The sequence below is a fragment of the Lewinella sp. LCG006 genome, assembly GCF_040784935.1.
GTDB lineage: Bacteria > Bacteroidota > Bacteroidia > Chitinophagales > Saprospiraceae > Lewinella.
The window spans coordinates 81,593-104,471 of record NZ_CP160680.1 but is presented as its reverse complement, the minus strand read 5'-3'; the positions used below and the strand labels follow the sequence as shown (position 1 = coordinate 104,471).

The 22,879-nt window shown below is 48.9% G+C and carries 12 protein-coding genes; 5 read left to right on the top strand and 7 right to left on the bottom strand.

Annotated elements, in window-relative coordinates; all coding sequences use genetic code 11:
• Positions 1–74: 74 nt before the first annotated feature.
• From AB0L18_RS00345 to AB0L18_RS00335, 3 genes are all read left to right on the top strand, one after another.
• Positions 75–680: a TetR/AcrR family transcriptional regulator gene (locus AB0L18_RS00345; protein WP_367390597.1), complete on the top strand. Its 606-nt coding sequence runs from the start codon at positions 75–77 to the stop codon at positions 678–680.
• A 101-nt stretch (positions 681–781) separates the two neighbouring features.
• Positions 782–2,239: a DUF3500 domain-containing protein gene (locus AB0L18_RS00340; protein ID WP_367390596.1), complete on the top strand. Its 1,458-nt coding sequence runs from the start codon at positions 782–784 to the stop codon at positions 2,237–2,239.
• A 38-nt stretch (positions 2,240–2,277) separates the two neighbouring features.
• The gene (locus AB0L18_RS00335; RefSeq protein WP_367390595.1) at positions 2,278–3,162 is read left to right on the top strand and encodes a DUF2268 domain-containing putative Zn-dependent protease; all 885 of its coding nucleotides are present in this window, start codon (positions 2,278–2,280) and stop codon (positions 3,160–3,162) included.
• 69 nt (positions 3,163–3,231) lie between these two features.
• On the opposite strand, the gene AB0L18_RS00330 is transcribed toward AB0L18_RS00335, so the two are convergent.
• The 3 genes from AB0L18_RS00330 to AB0L18_RS00320 form a co-directional block, all read right to left on the bottom strand.
• Positions 3,232–4,146 carry a PorP/SprF family type IX secretion system membrane protein gene (locus AB0L18_RS00330; protein ID WP_367390594.1) on the bottom strand — a complete coding sequence of 305 codons (915 nt, stop codon included), beginning with the start codon at positions 4,144–4,146 and terminating at the stop codon, positions 3,232–3,234.
• Positions 4,147–4,381: 235 nt separating this feature from the next.
• Complete coding sequence (locus AB0L18_RS00325) at positions 4,382–6,988, bottom strand: gliding motility-associated C-terminal domain-containing protein (RefSeq protein WP_367390593.1); 2,607 nt, start codon at positions 6,986–6,988, stop codon at positions 4,382–4,384.
• Between the two features lie 440 nt (positions 6,989–7,428).
• On the bottom strand, positions 7,429–14,694 hold the full coding sequence (locus AB0L18_RS00320) for a PKD domain-containing protein (RefSeq protein WP_367390592.1): 7,266 nt from the start codon (positions 14,692–14,694) through the stop codon (positions 7,429–7,431).
• A gap of 305 nt (positions 14,695–14,999) precedes the next feature.
• Here AB0L18_RS00320 and AB0L18_RS00315 point away from each other — a divergent pair, with 305 nt between their 5' ends.
• Positions 15,000–15,752 (top strand): patatin-like phospholipase family protein, encoded by a 753-nt coding sequence (locus tag AB0L18_RS00315; protein ID WP_367390591.1) that lies wholly within the window; start codon positions 15,000–15,002, stop codon positions 15,750–15,752.
• 105 nt (positions 15,753–15,857) lie between these two features.
• Here the strand turns inward: AB0L18_RS00315 and AB0L18_RS00310 are convergent, their stop codons facing one another.
• On the bottom strand, positions 15,858–17,933 hold the full coding sequence (locus AB0L18_RS00310; protein WP_367390590.1) for an SGNH/GDSL hydrolase family protein: 2,076 nt from the start codon (positions 17,931–17,933) through the stop codon (positions 15,858–15,860).
• A 43-nt stretch (positions 17,934–17,976) separates the two neighbouring features.
• Entirely contained in the window at positions 17,977–19,278 is a 1,302-nt protein-coding gene (locus AB0L18_RS00305; RefSeq protein WP_367390589.1) for a cystathionine gamma-synthase family protein, read from the bottom strand.
• A gap of 396 nt (positions 19,279–19,674) precedes the next feature.
• Between AB0L18_RS00305 and AB0L18_RS00300 the strand changes: the two genes are divergently transcribed.
• Positions 19,675–20,142 (top strand): Lrp/AsnC family transcriptional regulator, encoded by a 468-nt coding sequence (locus AB0L18_RS00300; RefSeq protein WP_367390588.1) that lies wholly within the window; start codon positions 19,675–19,677, stop codon positions 20,140–20,142.
• 192 nt (positions 20,143–20,334) lie between these two features.
• Here the strand turns inward: AB0L18_RS00300 and AB0L18_RS00295 are convergent, their stop codons facing one another.
• Positions 20,335–21,303 carry a YheT family hydrolase gene (locus AB0L18_RS00295; protein ID WP_367390587.1) on the bottom strand — a complete coding sequence of 323 codons (969 nt, stop codon included), beginning with the start codon at positions 21,301–21,303 and terminating at the stop codon, positions 20,335–20,337.
• 3 nt (positions 21,304–21,306) lie between these two features.
• Positions 21,307–22,875 (bottom strand): CotH kinase family protein, encoded by a 1,569-nt coding sequence (locus AB0L18_RS00290; protein ID WP_367390586.1) that lies wholly within the window; start codon positions 22,873–22,875, stop codon positions 21,307–21,309.
• Positions 22,876–22,879: the final 4 nt, after the last annotated feature.

The window sequence follows — 22,879 nt, the reverse complement described above, 5'->3', positions numbered from 1 at the left end:
ATTTAATGAGACAATTATCTCACAAGATTAAAGACAAATTTTGTTATTTCCAAATTTTATGAGAAATTTGTCTCATGAAGAAGATCTCACTAGACACCGGACGAGTCAATCAAAAAGCCAAGACAAGAACAAAAATCCTTGTTGCGGCTAAAGAATTGATGCAGCAAGAAAAGTTGATCACACTAGAAGATGTAGCTGAAAAAGCGAATATTTCCAGAGCAACAATCTATCGATATTATGCCAAGATAGATTTGCTGATTACGGAAGCGTCTTTAGATATTCACCACAAATCACCTGATGAATTACTTGATGAGGTCAAGGAAATGGGACTAGAGGATCGAATAATTTATGTTCAAAAGCATTACACGCAACTAGCACAAAAACATGAAGTAGCCTTTAGAAGATATTTAAGTGCCGTGCTTTTAGAGTCTGTAACCTCGAAAAAGAAACTTAGGGGAGCAAGAAGAGTGAAATCATTAAACAATGTTCTTAAACCCTTTAAAAATGATTTAGACAGTGATACGTTCAAAAAATTAGTAACCGTAGCTTCCGTCTTAATGGGTATAGATTCGCTTATCGTTTGTAAAGACGTTTGTGATCTTGATAATGAAGAAGCAAACGCTACCTTACAATGGGCTTTAGAGATGATATTTAAAGGAATTTCTTCAGGAAAGGAATGAACTCACTCAACCTTGGTGCTCTCCCATAAACCAGCCATTCTTTTTTGAAGACGCATTAATTATCCCTACTTTACTCCCATTATTCCTAAAACCATGTTTCCATGAAAGTCAATGTTCTGCCTAGTGGGATTATCACTGCTATTCAACGGGTAGCGCTATTACTCTTGGTTTGCTTGGCGCTAATCGCTTGTGAAAATGACAAGCCCGAAGCAGCTGCCGATGAGGCCTTTGCGACCAAACTATTCGCCGAAGAGGTCGCCCGTGCGGCGAATCACCTGATTGAAGTTACGCCAGAGGCAAAACGCGATCTATTACGTTTCCGTTTCGACGATGAAGCCCGAACCATGGGGAAAGTTACCTCCGAGACACCTTCCTTCTGTGCGGTGCTGGCTTGGTGCTTACCCGGCTGGGGGATTCAGCAAAGCGACATGAGCCACGAACAGTTGGTGGCGATGCATCAGCTCTTAAACCTGGCCCTTTCTCCCGGCGGTTACCAGACCCTCCTGGCGGTACAAAATCGACAGCGGATCATCGGTGAAATGGAAGATGTCAGTGATATCTTAGCGATCAAAAATGCCACTGATCATCATCATGATCATCCCCACCAGCCTGTACAATCAATATTCGATCTGGACAGCGTCCGAGCCGCAAGCGGTTTCTATCCCGCTTTGGGGGGAGCCTTCCTCAAGGGAGACAGCGTGACCGTAGATTGGGTATGGCCTGCTCCTGGTTTGCAAACACGCCGGGATCAATTCGACATGTATACGATTGCGATCTTTGGCGAACCCAGCAGTGATCAAGAATGGGGCTTCCGTTTTGAAGGGCACCACCTCACCGTGAACATGACCTTTGTACCAGACCCCAAGACGGGAGAAATCCAGGTGCATACGACGCCCCTCTTCTTTGGGGCCTTCCCCATGATCATTCCCGAAGCACCTGAAGCGCCCGATGCAGAGGCCGCTGTGCTCTCCGAGTGGAATTGGGAAGAAGGCCAATTGATGATGTACAGCGTAGCTCATCATCTGCGTCAATTTTGGCTGGCGGTTCCGGAAAACTTGCGAAATCAAGCTTTTATCAGCGCTGATCATTTTCCACAGGCAGGTCCTTTGGTCATCGATACAGCGCTGCCTTGGTTGATAAGTGCGGTCGAGCCGCGGGTGGATACTGCTAAAATTGCAGACTATCCTCATATCAATATCACCACAGACGAGCTGAGCCCCGAAGCTTTATGGCACCTCAAACAAGCGTATGAATTTTACACCAACTCGATGAATAACAATGTTAGCGCTGCCTATCGGAGTAGAATCGAGGCGGCATTGGCACCGGGTCAGCCACTTACGCTAAGTTGGGCGGGTAAATCGCTGGAGAATGTTGGTTCCAACCATTACAGCTACCTGGTCGTTGGGGCACTGCTCTTGGAGTTCATGCAAAACAACCAGTTTACCGTCCAGCATGATCCTGATGTAACTGGCAACCATGTCCACAGTATGTTGCGGGATCTGAGCTTTGATTGGTTGGATCCGATGGACGTTCACCGGCGGTTTAGTCATGCAAATTAGGGAGGTCAATTTGTGTAAACAGAAAAACACTTTTTAAAATGGAAAGATTAATTTTTATCGCATTTCTATTCTTTGGGTTTAGCCATTTGACCATTGGACAGAACTATGCAGAAGAACCGTCTGAAGCTCAATTTATTACGGAAGACGTTGAACGATTCTGGGAAGCCTTTGATAATATGGATGCCTTGGGGCAAGATGCTTTTGCAGGATATCTGGAAAATGGAACCGATGGCGTAAAAGGTTTTACCAAATATAGGATTGAGAGTGCCCATGCTTTGTATAAAACGGTCACGGAGAGGAAAGGTGATTATCTCAAATCTCGCCATGTTTTGGAAAACCTCGAGACTAAAAAGGAGGAAATAAAAACCATTTATTCAGAACTGGAAAAACGGTATCCTAAGGCCGTTTATCCGCCCATCTATTTTGTAGTAGGCCGTTTTAATTCAGGAGGTACGGTATCCGAGGCTGGAGTTATTCTGGGAACGGAGATGATGGAAAATCTGGACGGCTTATCAGGACTGGTGGCGCACGAACTTATTCACTATCAACAAAATTTTCAAGGAAAAAACACGCTTTTATTCCAATCCTTAATTGAAGGAAGCGCTGATTTTATTGGTGAGCTGATTTCTGGAACACATATCAATAAAGAAGCTTTTGATTATGGTGAAGCCAATTCAGAACATCTTAAGGAGGAGTTTGTGAAACGAATGCGCAAGAAGAAGTTTAAAGATTGGTTGTATACTACGAGCGGAAAAGACGACAGACCCAATGACTTAGGCTATTGGATGGGGTACAAAATAACCGAAGCATATTTTGATAAACAAGAAGACAAGCAGCAAGCAATAGCAGACATCTTGAATATTGACGACGCACAGGATTTTCTACACAAGAGTGGGTACTTGGATGAGTTTTTGAGGAAATAAAAATTTCATAACCAGTAAAAACCTCAACGCCTTTGCACCTTTGCGCGAAGTATTCCTCTCAACGTCCCCCTACAACCCATACCGATAACCCACCAAAGCCTGCAAACTCACCCCCTGCTCTTGTCCACGACTAGAAATATTGTAGCTAGCCATGGTGCCCAGGCGCAAGCTACCCGCACCGACATTGGCCACAATATAGCCGAGTTGCACCCCGGTGCGGAACGACGAATCCAGCGTCAGGCCCGTCCAGAAGGTGTCGTACATCTCGTATTGCAGGCCGAACTGGAAGTGCATGACGTTATTGGTGGAATAGAGTACCTGCAGACTCGGTTCTATAAAATCACTGCCTTGGTCAAAGTGATATCCCACCAGACCAAAGCCGTGCAGTACCCGCTTGAAGTTAGCTGATTCGTTGAATTCCGCAAAGCGCAGCGATCCCGGCATCACCTGCTGGGCACTCAGGCCCGCAAACAGGTAGGATTCCTCATAATCATCAGGATCAGCCCCCGTGTAGTAGACGCCGACGCCGAAATTGGTCTGATTGACGGTGCTTTCCCCCTCGCCCAGAAGTTGATCGTCGAGGTCATAGGCGGCCAGGTCATTACCATTGAACCCAAACTGACTCAGGTTGGCCATCACCCCGATGGCGAGCCGGTGGTTGTAGTCCAGCTTTATCTGATAGGCATACAGTAGCGAAATACTGGTTTGCTGCAAAGGCCCTGCCTGGTCGTTTTGCAGCTGCAAGCCCGCACTCATGTTGTAATCCAGGATGGGCACTTGCACGTCGGCCATGATGGTCTGTGGTGCCCCCGCAAAACCCATCCACTGCTGATGGTAAACCGCCTGGGTCTCCACATAACTCCAAGGAGCCGTCATCGCCGGATTCCAACTGGCGTAGGTGGAAGTGAAGGCCGTCGTGTGTGGCACCTGTTGGGCCACTAGCCAAAGCGGGAGGAATAAAATGAATAGGGTAGTATATCTCATAATAAAAAGGTTGTTCCAATTAGGTAAAGCGTTTTTGGTGTCTCTGTGGCGAAACTATTTCTAGCTACTTTTTTACCACATAGACACAGAGTCGTTTTGTAAGGAATTTGAACCCGAAAAATCCACACTATCTGTCTATGTAGTGAAGAAGGCATGGTTTATTATCACATAGTCACATAGAAGGATTAGGAATCGTCTGGTGCATCATAAATCTCAGTGTCTATGTGGTAAATAATCAATCAATCACAATCGTCAAAGCACTCTTGATTGGCTTCGAGGCCACATCAATATTCAATACGTAGTAGTAGATACCCGGGGGGAGCGGCTGGCCATTCCAGGTGGCATCCCAGTAGATACCGTCGATCTGGTAGTTGGGTTTACTGAAAATCAAATCTCCCCAACGGTTGAAAATACTGAGTTGATTGCCCCGGTAGTTCTCTAAGCCCCGGAATATCAGGACATCGTTCTTGCCATCACCATTGGGCGAAAGGAAGTTGACGAGGTCCACCAGCACCTCGGGTGCTTCCTCTACGTTGACCGTCAGGGTTTCCGTTACCACACAACCTTCGGCAGAGGTAATGTCCACCACGAAAGTGGTCGTCATCTCCAGCGTCACCATTGGGTCAGGGCAGTCGGTACAGGAAAGATCGACATTGCTGGTCCAGTTGTAAGCGATTCCTCCTTCGGCTATTAGCGTAAGCGGCTGCCCTGAAAATAGGGTGGTGTCGGGGCCTACATTGGTAGGAAATGGAATTAAACTGATCGCAATGGTATCGCTCACTGCGCAGCCGTCTTCCGTAAGGGCCTCAAGGACAAAAAGGCCTTCATTTGACACTGCAAGCTCCGGGGCGTTGGTGCCCGTAGGCATTCCGTCTACCGACCAGTTGTAGGTGGTAAAGTCTTCGTTGGCCAAAACCAGAAATGTGGTTTTAGGACAAAAGCTGGTGTCGGGGCCCAGGTCAAGCAAGGGTAAGATGGCATCATTCACCATCACGGTATCGTTAGTCGTACAGCCAGCATCACTACTGGCACTGACGGTGTAGAGCCCGGTTTCGGTCACGGTAATTTCGTTGGTTGTGGGAGCGATCGGTTGCCCGTCAAGGGTCCAGCTGTAGACGAATGTTGGATCGGTTCCAGCGATGAGTGTCGTCGCTTCTCCTGGACATATTCCCACCTCTTCTCCCAGTTCGAGCATTGGCACCTCATTGGCATCAACAGAGATCTGGTCAGTGCTGGTACAACCAGCAGCATTGGTAGCACTCACCGCGTAAGTGCCCACCGTATTGATGTTGATGGTATTGTTGGTTTCCGTTAGGGCTTGTCCTTCCAAAGTCCAGTTGTAAGTGAGTGTTTGATCGTCGCTGGCGGTCAGGGTACTGGTTTCGTCCGGGCAGATGCTAAAATTGTTGCCTAGTTCAAGGGCAGGGGCTGCAATAGCGTTTACCATCAGGGTGTCTGCCGCGGTACAGCCGCTGGTGTTGGTAGCAGTGACTGCGTAAATTCCAGCAGTGCTTATGTTGATTTCATTGGAGGTAGGGGAGAGGGCTAGCCCATCCAGCGTCCAACTGAAGCTGAGATTGTCTTCCGTGCTGGCAGTTAAGGTCGCTTCGTCGTCTACACAAAGGTCAAGGTCCTGGCCCAGGTCTACTTGGGGTACGGTGCTTTCCGTGACGGTCACCTGATCAACAGCGGTACAACCGGCGGCATTGGTGGCACTTACAGCGTAAAGCCCCGTTGCTGTCACGGTAATTTCGTTGCTTGTTGCCGCAATGGGTTGCCCGTTCAGGGTCCAGCTGTAGGTGAGGGTGGGGTCGGTACTGGCTGTGAGCACTGCGGTGTCATCTGGACAAACGGAGAAGTCTTCTGGCAGCATGATTTCCGGGGCACCGCTTTCTGTGATGGTAATGAGGGTATCAATCACACAGTTGGCATCGTCTTGTATTTGTACCAAATAATTACCTGCGGGCAGTTGATTCGCTGTCGAATTTGACGAAAAACCATTGCCAAAATCGTACAGATAATCGGGCATGCCTCCACTCACCGTCAGGCTGATAGCGCCAGTAGGGCTGTCACAGTTACTTAGCTGTAGCTGAACGTCGTCTACCACTATTGGCGTTGGCTGTAGCACCTCAAAATTGTCGTTATACGTGGTGCCATTTTGGTCGGTAATGGTGAGCGCGTAATTCCCCGCGGGCAGATTTTCCAGGTTAGGGTCACTGCTGGTAAAGCCATTGGGGCCGGTCCAGTTAAAATCATAAGCAGGAGCTCCTCCCTCTACGCTTGTTGTAATACTTCCTTGACTTTCGCCGAAACAGTTGTTAGACGTAATCGTTGCGGTTGCCTGGATGGCTTCTGAAATGATCTGTACCTCACCATCAATGTAGGTGCCGTCAATTTCTTCAATAAGTACGCCATTGATCACCCCGATCTGGATGGGGGTAGGGGCGTTAACAAAACTCACGGGCGAGTTGTCCCCAAGTTCACCAATAGCAAGAAAAGCCACCGAAAAGATAACACTGTCATCCGGCAAAGTGAATCCACTTACCTGTCCGTCAAACCACACAAAGGTTAGGCGGCCATTGTTGATGTCTGTTTCGCCAAAATTAAATTCCGACATCCCGGGAAGGCCATAGTCGCCAGTATTCTGATAGGTGACCACCGTGGGATCCCACTGAAGGGTGAATTGAATGCTCACCACATCATTGAAATTTTCCACCGATACGGGCACACTTACGGTGCTTCCTTCGAGCACGGTCTCTTGCCCCGCCGTAATGACGGGATTTTGAGCATCAAGTGCTGCTAAGGTAAATAAGAGGAATAGCAGTAAAATATATAATCGCATTGGGGGATGATTTTGAATACTTATTTTGCAAACTTTGGAGGATTTTCTAGTGAAAAACATCGGTTAGCCACTAAAGCACTAAATTTCACAAAAGAGATTTTCCGTACTTTTCCGTGTTTTAGTGTCTTAGTGTCTAAAAAAAAACGCGGTATCTCCGTGCCCCTGCCTGCAAGGCCAGCTTGCTGGCAGGTGGGTCTGCGGGAAAAACAGTGTCTCGGTAGCAACCCAAAAAACTCCGCGCCTCCGCGCCTCTGCGGCAAAAAAACTTCCGTGCTTTTCCGTGCTTTCGTGTCTCTGTGGCAAAAAAACCTCCGTGCCCCTGCCTGCAAGACCAGCTTGCGGGCAGGCAGGTCTGCGGCCAATGAAAACTCCAAACTACGGCATGAAAAAAGAGATTTCCCGCCGGAACAAGCCGGCGGGAACCTCCAAAAGATCCAATTTTATCGCTGTAAAACCACCTTTTGCGTAGTGGTAAACGCTCCGGCCTTGAAGACCAGGTAATACATACCCGCTGCTGGCAAATCACGACCATCCAACTGCAAGCGCTGCTGCCCGGCAGGGTAGTAAGCTCCTTGGCGTATAATCTGCTTGCCGCTGATATCCAGCAACTGGACATCCACATCCGCTCCTTCTGACAGGAAGAACTTCAGGGTAGCTTCCGCTACGAATGGGTTCGGCTGTAGTGCATCCACGGATACCGTTTTCTCTACCGGATTACTCGTCGAAGTTACCTCAGAGCGGTAATCCGTCTGGATATCCAGGGCTTCACCAGTGTTGGTGTAGCCGGCCGAGCGCATCGTCGCCACATTCGTCTGAATGCGTTCTTCCATGCGGGTGCTGATGTTCGACGCTGCAAACTTCAGGGTGAAGAGTACCTCATCGGCCTCCAGTTCCCAACCGTCTACTTGCGCGGTAGGATCGTACCACAGGGTAGTGATCAAGCCTTCGTCCAGGCGATTACGGCCAAAGAAGGTGGAGTTCAAGCCTGGTAAAGCACCAGGAATCACTTCTGCGAACTGCATTTGGTACTGGTCAAACCAGATGTCAAATTGGTAGGCAGAAATCGCCGTGTGTTCCGCCGAACGGAAGCTGATCAACAAGTCCCCATTGGCATCGGTCGTTTCCGTGATCACCAGGTTGAGGTTGCCGCCGTTGGGTTCTTGTAATCCCATGGCGGTGTTGTTCACGTCTCCCAGTTTCATGGCAATGAAATCGTTGCCCATGGTATCGCGGTCGAGACTCACAAAGTCAATCTCTTCGGGGAAGGCTTCCTGTAGCGGGTTGGCAGGGTTCAGGAAGGTGTATTCCTGATCCACAAAACGCCAGGAGTTGAAGTCCGGGAATTCCGTCGTGATGTTCAGAATCAACTGTTGGATTTTCACCAGGTCAATACCACTCACCAGACCAGAAACGTCTACGTCAGCAGCAATGATCTTGTAGGGAGAATCCAGCATCTGTACATTGAGGATGTGGCGTTGAATCAAAGCCAAATCCAGGGCTGTTACCCCATCTACGTGGTTGGTGTTGCGGCTAGGCGTTACGGTGTAAGGTTGGCCTGCCGTCATGTCGAGGAATGCGTAGTCGCCGTTTACATCCGTTATGGTGGCTGGCTGACCAGTACAATCTACAACCACTTCGTCCAGCGGTGCACCGGTTTCCCGGTAAACTTTTCCCAGGATGTCTACTTTCGCGAGGATACAGGCTTCGCCGCCGTTCAGTACGTAAGGTACAGCACCCACCAAGCCGCCGTTGATGGCGCCCACTTCTACGAAAGTAGGATTGTCATCCATAAACACAGCGGTACATTCATCAACGGTAGAAAGCAGCTCCACCTGGATGGTGTAGATCACTTCTCCGTCCGCTACACTAATGCCAGTGGCGCTGAACCACACCGAAGTAATGGTCTCATCACTAGCCAGGTTAAAGTCCGAATTGTCGAGTTCTGAAAGGTTGAAGTTGTTCACGCCTACCAGACGAGCAACCGTAGGGTCCGCTACGTGGATCGATTTCTGGAAAGAAACGATGTCGGTAAAGTTCTCTACACTCACCGGAATCTCTACAATGTCGCCGGGTTGGCCGGTTACGGTTCCGATGTTGAAGGTCACTAATCCAGTAGTGCTGACATCTACGGTTACGGATTCACAAACCTGGTTGTCGCCACAATCATTGGTGACGGTCAAACAAACCGTGTAAGTGCCCGGAGTGATATAATTGTGGGTCGGGTTTTGCTGCGTAGAGCTCATTCCGTCGCCAAAGTCCCAAGCCCAGGCACTAGGCGTTCCGGTAGAGTTGTCGGTGAAGCTGGCTTGCAATTCGTTGGTGGCAGCCGTAAATGCGGCCACGGGTGCTCCTCCTGGATTGTCCATCACCACAGCATCAGCTGTAGCGGTACAGCCATTAGTACCAGTTACGGTAAGGGTATAAGTACCCGCCGTATTCACTGTAGGATTCTGCTCGCTCGACATGAAGGCGTTAGGGCCGGTCCAGGCGTAGGTTACACCAGGCGTAGTCGAATTACCCATCAGTTGCAGGGTACCCGTAGCACAATCCAGCGTTCCGCCGGTAGCGGTCACCATCATGGGTTCGGCAATGTCCTGGGTTACTTCTACCGTGGTGGTAGCGGTACAGCCGTTAGGTGCAGTAACCACAATCGTATAGGTTCCCAGGGTAGTAAATACCTCTGGATTTTGATCAGTGGTAGTAAACCCATCAGGATCTGTCCACAAGTAGGTTACGCCTGGAGTCGTTGAATTTGCGGTAACAAAAAACGGTCCGGGGCCACAATCAATCGTGGTGCCCATTGCCGTCAGGTCAGGTACATTCGCATCCTGATCCACGATTGCATCAGCGGTAGCCGTACAGCCGTTCGGAGCAGTTACCGTCAGGGTATACGTTCCGGGCAAGGTCACGAATGGGTTCTGATCACCAGACATGAAACTGTTGGGTCCGGTCCAGCTGTAGCTTACGCCGGGGGTAGTAGAGCTACCCATAAGTTGCACATTGCCAGTCGCACAGCTCAACGTGCCACCAGTAGCCATCGCATCGGGGGCGTCAGTATTGCCGGTTACGGTAGCGGTAGCCATTGCGGTACAGCCATTGGTGCCAGTATAGGTTACCATGTAGTCACCTGCCAAAGTTACCGTCGGATTTTGCTCACTAGACATAAAGGCGTTGGGGCCAGTCCAGCTGTAAGTACCTCCGGCAGGGGTGCCCGTAGCCATCAGTTGCACACTGCTGGTCGCACAATCCAGTGCATCACCTGGAGCAGTAAGGGTTGGCGGCGCATTATTGAGAATCACCTCAACCATTGCCGTTGCGGTACAGCCGTTAGGTGCGGTAGCCACTACGGTGTAGGTTCCTCCGGTTGTAAATACCTCTGCGTTTTGATCAGTGGTGGTAAAGCCATCAGGATCTGTCCACAAGTAAGTTACGCCTGGGGTCGTTGAATTCGCCGTGACGAAAAACGGTCCAGGGCCACAATCAATCGTGGTACCCATCGCTGTCAGGTTGGGTACGTTCGCATCCTGATCAACCACGGCATCAGCAGTAGCGGTACAGCCATCCGGAGAAGTTACCGTCAGGGTGTAGGTGCCGGGCATGGTCACGAATGGGTTTTGGTCACCACTCATAAAGTTGTTCGGTCCCGTCCAGCTGTAGCTGACGCCTGGAGTAGTAGAGCTACCCATCAGTTGTACACTACCCGTTGCACAGCTCAGTGTACCGCCGGTTGCCATCGCATCAGGGGCAGTACCGCCGGTAACCGTTACGGAACCAATCGCACAGCAGCCGTTGCCACCACTTACAGTCACCGAGTAGGTGCCGGCCATGGTTACGTCAATGGTTTGCGTCATTGCACCGGTTGACCATTCGTATTCCAGGCCAGGGTTGCCTGCATCCAGGGTGATGGCGTTGCCACATACGCTCTGGTCAGGGCCGAGGTCCACCGTCAGATCGTTGATGACGGTAATGGTGAAGTCTGCACTGGTTTCGTTGCCACAAGCATCAATCACCGAGAAGAGGTAGTTGTATTCAATGGTTGGCGCAGGCACACAACCTACAATCAAGCCCGGAGGCAGGATGGTGATCAGCCCTGTAAGGTCGCCGTCACAAGCATCAAAGGCAGCGAGGTTGGCGAAAAGGTCGGCTTCGTTAGGGTAGGGATCGCCACAACCGATGGTGACATCATTTGGTACGCCCGAAAGCAAAGGTGCCTGGGTATCGTTCAGGTTGACCGTAATGGTGAATAGATCAGGATTGGCGTTGCCGCAATTGTCAACCGCCTCGTAGGTGTAGGTGCCCGAGGAGGCATTGCCACCGCCACAGGTAATCCCGCTGGTGGCCAGTACCAAGTTAACGGTTGTGGTTCCACAAGCATCGGTAGCCGTCGGCAAGTTGGCTGCGAGGATGGCGTCTACATCATCGCCACATTCTGCATCGATGACGAGGTTCAGGTTGGGACTATCCCACTCCGGCGCCTGGGTATCTCTGATTTCAACCGTAAAACTGGCGGAGGCATTTTGTCCGCAGGCATCGTTCACGCTATACAGGAAATCATAAGTTTCCAAGGCTTCACCCAAAGCACAGTCACCAACTAATATGGTAATGTCGCTAAAAATATCATTGCTGATATCGTTGCCATTACCATCGAAGGCGGAGATGTTAAAATCAGGAAAAGGATCACCACACTCTACGATAATAAGGTTGGTGGCAGGAAGACCAGTAAAGGTCGGCGGATCAGGTTGTAGGACCGTCAGGTTCACCACGTAAAATTCTTCGTTGCCACAATCATCCGTTGCGGTGTAGGTGATCACATAAGCTCCCGGAGAATACAAGCCACTGGCGTCTTCATTGGGGTTGGTAGCAAATGGCGAATCGTTGGTGATGGTTACGGAGCCACAGCCATCGGTGGCCGTTACAGAAAGTCCGATCACGGCAGCTTCACAGGTGCCAGCGTCAACATCTACGGTGATATTTTGGTTAGGTCCGGAGGTAAAAGTAGGTGCCGTATTATCGGTTGTCGTTACGGTAATGGTGTAGAAATCCGGGTTGGCATTGCCACACTGATCGACGGCCTGGTAGAAGTAGGTCGTTTCTGAGGTCAAGCCACACAGGGGTGTAGCCAGCGCACCATCGAGGAGTATTTCTACCGTTGTAAGATCACAACCATCCGTAGCGGTGGGTAGGTTAGCGGCCAGTAAGGCATCAATATCATCGCCACATTCGGCCGTTAAGCTAAGCGATAGGGTAGGATCATCCCATACCGGCGGTTCGGTGTCAATACGGGTCTGTACCCATTGCACTTCGGCAGTGTTGCCAGCAGCATCGGTGATGCGGTAGGTGTCAGTAATGATCTGGATGGTACCGTTGGAACAATCCTGATCATCAAAAGTACTGCCTACATACTGAATATTAGCACTAATATCGCCATCACAAGCGTCGGCGGCTATGATGTCTACCCCAGGTACCAGAATTCCGGGAATTCCCTCGGAACATTCAATGGTTACGTCATTGACCAACAGGGTTATGGTCGGATCGTCGAGATCGGGATTACAGGGGTCGGGCATTACCGTCGCACAGTCCGCCAGGGCGGAGGTGTTGAGGGTAGTAGGATCGTATTGGGTAGCCGTGATCACCTGTCCTTCTGTAAGTATGGCTGGCCCGGTAAAGTTTCCACTGCCATCAGCGGTAAGTGTTCCAATATAGGAACCCTGGCAGGTCGTATTTCCAGGGCAAGCGGTATTGTCCTGAAAATAGAAATGTAATACGGCATTAGGCGCTGCCGTTCCACTTACGGCATCAGGAGTCGCACTCGTAATCACTGGAGGCTGGATGCCACCGTTGCCACCGCCTTCCATAGCAATAGCGGCATTTTCATTACAGAAGAAATTGGTCTCAGAATAAAAGTTATTCTGTGATCCAGAGCGGTTGAAAATACCGGTCTGATTGAAACTGATCGTATTTCTTATGAATTGGTTAGAGGAATCGTCCTGTACATAAATTCCAAAGTTGCCGCCGTAATCGTCACCCGCAGCATTGGTGCCGATGAAGTTATCGGTGAAGATATTAAAGGAGGAACCTGTTCCCAGCATGGTAATGATGCCAGTGGAGCTGTTATTAAGTCCACCCATCGTATTGTTGAAAACAGATATGTCACGGGTGCTTTCCTGAAACCAAATGCCGGTAGCATCCTGCGAGTTCGCAACACCATTTTCATCAATATTGAGAATATTTTCAGAAATACTGCCAAACTGAGCAGCTCCTAAGAAGATTTGACTGAAACCATTTTCAGTGATGATACACTCAAAAATATTGAAGTTAGTGGCGACAAACATTCCGATTCCTTGGCCAGGAAAATTGACAATTTTCATGCCCAGCACGCCTTGTCCGTCGCCGATCAGGCGGAAACCATCTTCTGCGGTACCCCCTCCATCAAGGGTGATCAGCGGCGTACCCGCATAACCGGGCTGAGAAGTGCCATAAACGATGATACCATCATCAATAAGGGTAGGAAGTACGGTGGCAACATTGATGGTATGCGATCCACCACCATCAATATCAAAGAAGATGTCGTCGATGCCGGGCTCGGCATTGGCACAATTAATTGCAGCGCGCAGCGAGCCGGGGCCACTGTCTTCGGTGTTGGTGACGTAAAGTGCACTAATGGCGGATTCAAAAGCACCCATATCCAATGCACACACTTTGATGCGCTCCGTCAGGTCCAGATCCACATCCAGCGTTTCGCCGGCGCCATCTCCATCTACATCGAGGATGTCAGTGGGGAGCAGGCTGGCGTCGCCCGCGTTGATGGCGGGAGAGTTGTCGTTCAACCGGTAGTTACCTCCACCAGGGCTTACAAAGCGAGGATCACCCGTGATGTTGCCATTGGTGCCTATAGCAATGTTTGAACCATTAGCGTCGCCAATCAGATTGTTATCGGCAGTAAAAGATGGGCCAAGCTGAGCAAAATCCGGGCTACTACCCGTATTGTTGGCAATGATATTGTTATACAGGGTGATATCCCCAGCACTCCCATCTTGAAAAACTCCACCGCCATTACTGGCACTGTTTTCACTGATCGTATTATTAACAATAGTGCCTGTGGCACTAAACACCAAGGCAATAGCTCCACCGTTGGTGCTTGATTGATTATTGTAAAACAGGCAATTCGCAACGGTAGAAGTACTGTTCGTATTGATATCTAACGCTCCGCCCTGTAAAGTTCCGCTGTTGTCGATGAAGTTACAATTGAAAAAGTTGCCGGTACCAAATCCAACAGATACAGCGCCTCCGGGGCCACCAGAATTATTACGAAAAGTACAATTGGCAGCATTAAGCGTAGCTACCGAAACTTCAATCGCTCCACCAAAGGCACCGGGAGAGTTCGCATTGGCCATCTCAATATTTCTCAGATTGACCACGGCATTGCCATAAACGCCAAATATCCGATTAGTACCGTTGCCACTGGCATCGATAACCAAACCAGGCCCAGAAGCATCCAGGGTCATGTTTTTCTCTAGGTTAATTTGCCCGGAAGTTAGCAGAATGGGGCCACCGACGTTGAAGTCGATGGTTCCGCCGACAGGAATGTCTATCACCGCCTGTCGCAGCGTTCCTGGCCCGCTGTCTGCGGTACTGGTGACGGTAATTTGCGCCATCATCCACAGTGGGAGTAAAAACGCGATGAAAAAAAAGTGTAGTTTACGCATAGTACAAGGTTTAATGAATATGGAGTAAATGGGTTTTAGGTGCTAGACATCTGGTGAGTCCGATAAAATAATTGGCCAGGTGTCTACTTGCTTTTCTCCCGATTACTGCGCAAACTTAGGCTGCCTGTATTCAAATGTCACGGACAATTTTTGTGGATAATAAGAAGTTTTATTTTGTTTTTTGGTTTTAAATCTTTGATTTTCAATTTTTTAATATCTTATTTTATAAGGCTTTTAATGTTGTTGCTTGACGATGTTTTTTATAGTGAATAACTTTGGTATCGTTTTTTCGAATATTATGACCCATGGAAACTAAAAAGTACGGGATGGCCCTCTCTGGTGGTGGCGTCCGAGGAATAGCTCATCTCGGGGTGATCAAGGCCCTCGAAGAGCACGGTATTTTTCCTGAATACATTGCGGGTGCGAGTGCCGGTGCCATCGTAGGTGCTTTCTATGCGGCGGGGCATTCTTGGGAAGAAATTCTTCATTTTTTCAAATCAACTTCCATGTTTTCCTGGCAAAACTATACCTACCGTAAGCCGGGGATTTTGGATACGGATAAGTTCGAGCACCTGTTTGCTACCTATCTGCCGGGCGATAGCTTTGCAAGCCTGACCAAAACTCTCTTTGTTTCTGCTACGGATATTGAAAAAGGGAAGAATGTAATTTGGAAGGAAGGCACTCTGGTTCGTAAGGTCCTGGCCTCCGCGGCTTTTCCTATGGTGCTCTCTCCGGTGGAGATTGAGGGTACTTTTTATGCGGATGGAGCCATCACCAATAATTTTCCCGTAGAACCACTCTTGCCGCTGTGTGATACGATCATTGGTTCCTACGTTAGTCCACTTCCTGTTGTTCAACCGGGGGAACTGACCAATTCGATGGCCGTATTGGAGCGCGCATTCAAAATTGGAATGGCTGTCCAATCAGAAAAAAAATTCCCTCATTGTGATATCCTCATTGCTCCCCACCAGCTCAACGAAGTAGGTACTTTCAGTATGAACCGTATTGATGAGGTCTTTAAAATCGGCTACGAAGCGGCGACTCAGCAGTTGCAGTAACTCGGGCTTTAGCCCGATTATTCCCTCGTTCGGCGTTGGCTTTGCCTACGTCGGTATGTACATAAAATTCCGTTTTGCTAACATCACAGCCTGGCCAGCTGCCTACTAAGGACGAACAAACCCTATCTCCTTCCATACCGCAAAGGGCTGCTTTACTTCGGTAATCCTCCCTTCCGTATCTTTTAGGGTAAAAGTAAAGAGCAAGTAAGGCGTTTGCAGGCTTTTGGGCTTGGCCGGGAAGCGTAACGATTGCTTACTTTCTGGACGTGTACTGAACGAGGCTTTCTGTACCGAACGGCCCTGGTCATTTTCAATGACAACATCAACGATACCGGTATGTGGCAATTGAAACTCAAAAAGCCACTCTTGCGCCAAGGTGTCCAGGGTCAACGCAAGGTCTACGTTTACATTTCGGTGTTTTCTGACAATGCCCGACGCCAGGATGCGCTTAAACAACAAGGCGTGCCCCAGGTCATTCATGTGGGTATAGTCGCCAGCATCATAGATTTTTTTGATGGTCCCGTCTTCATTGGCAAAGCCCTTCCAAAAGTCTATTGCTTTGGTGCTGTAGATACATTCTATGGAATCACGGACGATTTCCTGCAATTGTACCTTCAAGGTGTCGTTGAATTTACGAGGCTGCGTGGTGGTTATCCAGGCACTGGCACCACCAAAAGTAGCAGCGGCCATGATCTGTTGGAAATTATGTAGTTGATCCGCTACCGGAATGCTGTAAGAGGCATCGTTGGAGGGCATATTGATCAAGACCACCTTGGGGCCATAGCTAAGCGCATGGGTAATGTTCCTACTGCTATCTATACTTACGCTGAGCTGTGGTGGGATGGCTGTTCCAGAGGGTAAAACGTGGTAGCTGGTATACCCGGGTTTGGCCAAATTAATCAATTCAAAGCGCGTATCCTCATTCAACCAAGCTCGCCAACGGTTCACCCAACTGCTATCAGGTTTGCTTACGCCAGTGCCGGCTGCGGTGGAAGAACCTAAAACGACGATTGGAAAACGGAAATCATCTTTGGTAATGGTAAAAACGCCCTTGTTTTCAGCGGTCATATCCCCCGTACTGATGCGTACCTGGCAGGCGTAGGAAGGCACATCGGGAATCGTCCATGGGTAGTGCGTCACATTGGGTGGAAGGGTGGCAATATCCGTCCAGGTATACCCGAAATCAAGAGAATAAGCCAGCCGAACCGAATCTTTGGAATTGGTAGCCCAGCTGATGAAGGGGGATTTCCCCGTTTGCCAATAGGCTCCGTCAACTGGCGAACTCAATTGTAGGAAAGGCTTAGGCGGCGGGTCGGGCTGGTAGATGATTTTAAGTGCACCCAGGTAGAAAAATCCTGTTTTACTTTGCGTCCTCGGCGCAGCAGTAGCAGAGATCGTGATTTCTCCTGTCTTACTGGGCAAGAGCCGTACGGAAACACCTTTGCTAGCTAAATTGGAAGTGTTCAAATACACAGTGTCCGTTGTTTGCCCTTTTACGATGTACCGCGTTTCGCGCATCTCTGTAGACTGTCGCGCAGCATAAATCAATATTTTATAGTATTTCTGAGGGCTAAGGTTTTGCAAAACAACTCCACCGGTAGGTTCGGTCATTCCTTCAAAAGGAGCGGTATTGCCAAAAAAGCTGTCCCCGGTAGCCGTAGCTGGAAAACCAAGCGTTGGGTCCGGGTTGGCATTGCCCTCGGTATTGATCTTGTTGAACGCATCGTTGACGGATATACTATAAGGGGTTGCCACTTGCGCTTGATTGACCAAACGGCGCAGCACGCCATCCTTTGTATTGCTCATGTTTTGCCACGGAAGTGGGGAAGGAATACTCCCAAAATCAATGGAAATGGTATCTAGTAGAGGAGTTTGTCCTTGTAGCGGAAAAACTAAAAGACCAAGTAGGGTCACCATGCCCCAGAAAGGCAATGAATGTTTTGGGATCATATTGCTTATCAACAAGTTGAAATAGATCAACTTCGTAGGGCAAAGATAATACAGTAGATGGGCAACTACACCAGGGTCCAAGCTTAATTTGTCATCGGTCAAGGTATTTGTTTTGGGGCCATGCCGGTAGTGGCGTTGCTTTGCCAACGCCACTACCGGCACCAGGCTGTCCGCTCTTATGTGCTCGCTATCGCTGCGCGCATACCGCTGCCATCCTTTGTCCGACCTCACCCTGTTCGGCGTCGGCTCAGCCTACGTCGAGGTGTGTTCAACACTACACCACCTCCTCTTCCACCTCCTTTTCCGCCATTTTCGTCGCCACATGATCCAGAGCCTGTCCCAAATCCCAGCATAGGTCGTTGACATTTTCTACGCCTATCGACAAACGTACCAGCTTGTCGGTGATGCCCAGCCGTTGGCGGGTGGCAGGGTCTACGCCAATGTGGGTCATGCTCGCCGGGTGCTGGGCCAAAGATTCGGTGCTGCCCAGGCTCACGGCCAACTGGAACAAGCGTAGTTCGTTGAGAAACTTAAACGCTTCTGCTTCACCTCCTTTGATTGCAAAAGAAATCATCGCGCCGGGCGAGGTATATTGCCGCTTATACAGTTCGTAGGCTTCACTGCCTTTGGGTAAAAGGCCTAAGTAGTAAACCTTCTCTACCATGGGGTGCTCCTGTAGAAAAGTGGCAATTTCCTCCGCATTCTGTTGCTGGCGTTCCATCCGAACCTTGAGGGTTTCTAAACTACGAAGCAGTAACCAGCAGGTATTAGGACTGGACATATTGCCGAGGAAAGTCCTTAATACTTTGATGCGCTTGATCGTAGCGGCATTTCCCAACACCGCACCGGCAATCAGGTCGCTGTGCCCGCCAATGTATTTGGTGGCTGAATAAATGACCAAGTCGGCACCCAATTGCAGCGGATGCGACCAAAGGGGCCCCATGTAAGTGTTGTCCACCGCTAAATGCACGGGATTTTCATCGCTTGCAAAATGGTCGGCAACTTTACGACACATCGCAATGTCAATCAACGCATTCGTTGGGTTGGCGGGCGTTTCTACGTACACGAGCTTCAAGCGATCTCCTTTCCCCGTGGCTGCTACCCGGTCCACAATGTCCTGGTAGTGATCTTCTTCATTAAAAGCAATAGCCGTGACCCCTAACTGTGGGAGCAGATGGTGGATAAAGTGATCGGTGCCGCCGTAAACTGGATTGCTGTACAGAAGTACGTCACCCGGCTTCAGAAACTCCAGTAAAACCGTACTGATCGCAGACATGCCACTCTCAAAAACAGCACAGTCTTCGGCCTGGTCCCATAAACAAAGGCGTGTTTCTAAAATTTCCAGGTTAGGGTTGTTGATTCGGCTATAGATTAAGCCCAATTTTTCTTCCTGTGCCTGGTGGCGAAGTCCGTAAGCGACTTCAAAAAAAGCCTTCCCTTCCTCTGCTGTTTGAAAAACAAAAGTGGAAGTTTGGAAAATGGGAGACTTAATGGCCCCTTCCGACCATTCCGGCTCGTAGCCGTGAGACATCATCAAACTTTCCGGTGCACATTGGTGGTCGTGGTGCTTTTTCATGGTGGGCTGTTTTGTAGCAGTAGAAATGCTCTATTGCCTGGTTGCTGATCGTACAAAATTACCGGTGTTTAGATAAATAGTCTAGTATTAGTTGTTGATGAAGAAATTATTGCTTTAAATTCAAAGAGGTGTAGTTTTTAAATCTTATTTTGGTTCTTAGTAGTGCTTAGTGTAGAAAAATAATCCCCCTCGAATAAAAAAACTATGTGACTCATATGTTTGCGGTAGGAACCAAGAATAGCCACTAAAGCTCCAAAACACCAAAATGCACAAAAAATATTCCGTGCTATTTTGTGTTTTTATGTTTTTGTGGCAAAAAAAAGGCTCAGTACCTATGTGGTAAAAAAAGCACAACCCCCTTTTCAACACATAGACACAGCGCACAAACCAACCACCATGGAAGTAAAAATAGACGCCATTGATCGCCGTATTCTACAGCTCCTTCAAACCGACGGCAAGCTGAAAATTAAGGAAATTGCTCACGAGCTACAAATGACCAATACGCCGGTTTTTGAACGGATCAAGCGATTAGAACGCGAAGGTTATATCAAGGGGTATACCGCCATCCTGGATCGTACCAAACTGGGGTTTATGCTCACCGTCTTTTGTTCGGTAAATTTAGAAAGCCATCACCAGGCTTATCTCGACCAATTTGAGCAGGATGTGCGCCAGTTGCCCGAAGTAGCGGTTTGTTACCACATTGCCGGAATGTTTGACTACCTGCTGAAGATTTACGTGAAAGATATGGCCGACTATCAGTTTTTTATCACCAAAAAGCTGGCCTCGCTCGCCAATATTGGCCGCGTCCAAAGCTCCTTCGTAATGACGGAAGTGAAAGAAGAATCAGTCCTCCCAATAGACTAGTCCACTTGAGATTTATGCAAGCGTTTGTTGTGACCATATCTGTAAGTTTCCATCTTGCAAAACTTACCTTTTAGATGGGGAGAGCTTACCTTTAGGATGCTTAAAATCCCTATACCCTATACCCAGTACCCCGTACGGTGGAGTTTACATACGAATGTCGCTTTTGGGAAATACAGGAGAGTAAACTACACCTTAATTCCGCCATTTTAGTATCTCTTGCCAGGCACGTTCTTCCATCCAGCTGTGCTTGTTACGGCGTAGACTAAACCCTACGTGCCCACCGTCGGGGGTGAGTTCCAAGCTTAGGTAAGGGTGGTTTTTGGCTTCTTCCAGGGGCAGGCATGCCTCCGTAATGATGGGATCATTGAGGGCCGAAACCGCTAAGACAGGGCGCTCTAGTGTTGCGAGAAAATTTTTCGCAGAAGCAAGGTCATAAAATTCTTGAGCGGAGTCAACTCCTAGTATCGGAGCGGTAAACCATTCATCGAATTGCTTCCAAGTTTCAATTTTATCCAACTTTTCCATGTCCAGTTTTCCTGGGAAGCGCTGGTCTTTAATGCGGAATTTTTCTCCGAGTTGCTTCATAAATCTTGTTTTATAAAGCTCATTACCGGGTAGCTCAAGGGCATCTACACTGGCTTCCAGGTCAAAAGGCGAGGAGAAGGCGATGCCTCCACGGATCACTTCCGGCAAATCAGGGCTGTGTACAGACAGGTATTTGGTGATCATGGCACCACCCATGCTGTAACCAATCAGCACGACTTCCTGGTAATCTTTTTGTTGCATGGCGTAGCTGGTCACGCGGTGAATGTCCTCGATTTCTCCGTGGTGATAGAAACGAAATAGGCGATTCATCTCGCCACTGCACGAGCGACAATTCCAGGCCAGTGCGTCCCATCCGCGCGCGTGAAAGAAGCGGGCTGCGGAGCGCATGTATGGCCGTCGGCTATTGCCTTCTAAACCGTGCGTGAGGATGACCAATGAGCGATTGCCCTGATTTTGCAGCCAGTCGAGATCAAGAAAATCGCCATCATCAAGCTCTAGCCTTTCCCGTCGGAAGGCTACTTTAGGCCCACGCAAGGCAGGAAGGATCGTTTGCCAATGGCCATTGATCTGGTACCAGGGCGGCCCTGGATAGTTATTGGTATAAAGAACAGCCACGTATTACTTTGCCTTGATTTCGTGGAACTCTCGGGCAGCGCGAGCCGGAGAAAGTGCCGCAATGTACTTGTTTTCCGCTACCACATAGTATTGCACACCATCGCTAAGTGCAATCTGTGCTGCCCACTCGTTGTTTTCGTTAGCGGCCATCGGTTGGCGCTTCCAAGGCGCAAAGGTAGAGGGACGGAAATAGAGCCATACTTCTTCGGCTTCGGTAACTGATGCCGTAATTATTGCCTCTTTGCCAATGACCTGATGCTTGACCTCACTAAAAACGGGTGGGGGCTTTTGCATCAGGGGATGGGCCATGATGTTTTCAGCTCTTTTGTCCATCAACTCGGTAATCCCGATAATACTGGAATTGTCCACTTGTACCGTTTCATTCAAGTTTTTCTCGTAAAGCTCCATGGAATAGAGACGGTTGGGATCTTTGTTGACATCTTCACTAATAAGGGCACGTATTTCGTTGGCGCGCTCCTTGTACCAGCCATTGCTGAAGTTTTCTTCAACAATGGTCTTTACGTGTGCGAGGTACATCTTGCGGTAATGGCTGACATCCAGCAGCTTCACGACAAAGGGGCGTAATGCGTTGTTTTCCTTGTAATGCAGAAACAGACTCATGTCTTGCATCGCTTCGTTACTGAGCGGAGCCCCCATACCCGTGTAACGGAACCCTCCAAAGTTCAGGTTCATGTCCCATAAGATCGGATGCCAGGTAGCGTATTCGTCTTGGTAGAGGTAGTAATTGTGGCACAGACGGCCAATGTAACTGTCAAGATTAACCATCACATTATCGTAGGCCATCATCCACAGTGCCTCGTTGATGTTCATGATCTTCTCCAACTCTTCCGGCTTGTTGTTGATGACCGTGATCAAGCTCATGAGTTCTCCCCAACCACTTGGCGACTTTATTTCGTAGTAGGGGTAGTAACAAACGGAGTCCCTACCCAGGAATTCCAGACTTGCATTGTTACCTTTTTTGCAAGTACCGGGAGCACCTTGCTCCCAGCTTGGGTCGCATTTGAAGAAGACGCCATTCTTACTGCCGTAGTATTCTTTTAAAAAATCTTCATCAACGGATTCCGATAGATTGTAGAGCCCCAGGTAATTGTCATTAATATAAACCCTGGAATAATTGGCTTGTGGTGCTGGTACATATTTACGAGCGATATCATAAGACAGGACCTCCCGAATGAAACTGGGATCCCGAAAAACATTGGAAAGCTTCAATGTTTCGAAGCCTCCAGGTAAGCGAGCGTCCTTTTCCTGGAAATTGACTTTAATATTGAAAGGCAATTTCTTTCCACCAGCGTTACGGACGTTGAAGTAAGAACTGTTGCCTTTGTAGCGAATCCCTGAATTGGGGTAGGCCTTTCCGTCCACCGTCACATCGGCTATCAGTCGCTCGTCTTGTCCTCGCTCTTTGAGGGAGTCCAGCAATTCGTGCCAGTTGGGTTCAGAAAATTTGATCCTGACCTCTACAATATGTTCAAGCGAATAAAGCTTGTCTTGGGCCTTTGCGGCAAAAGACAGAAAGCCCAAAAGGCCACAAATAATAAGTATGCGATTCATTGAC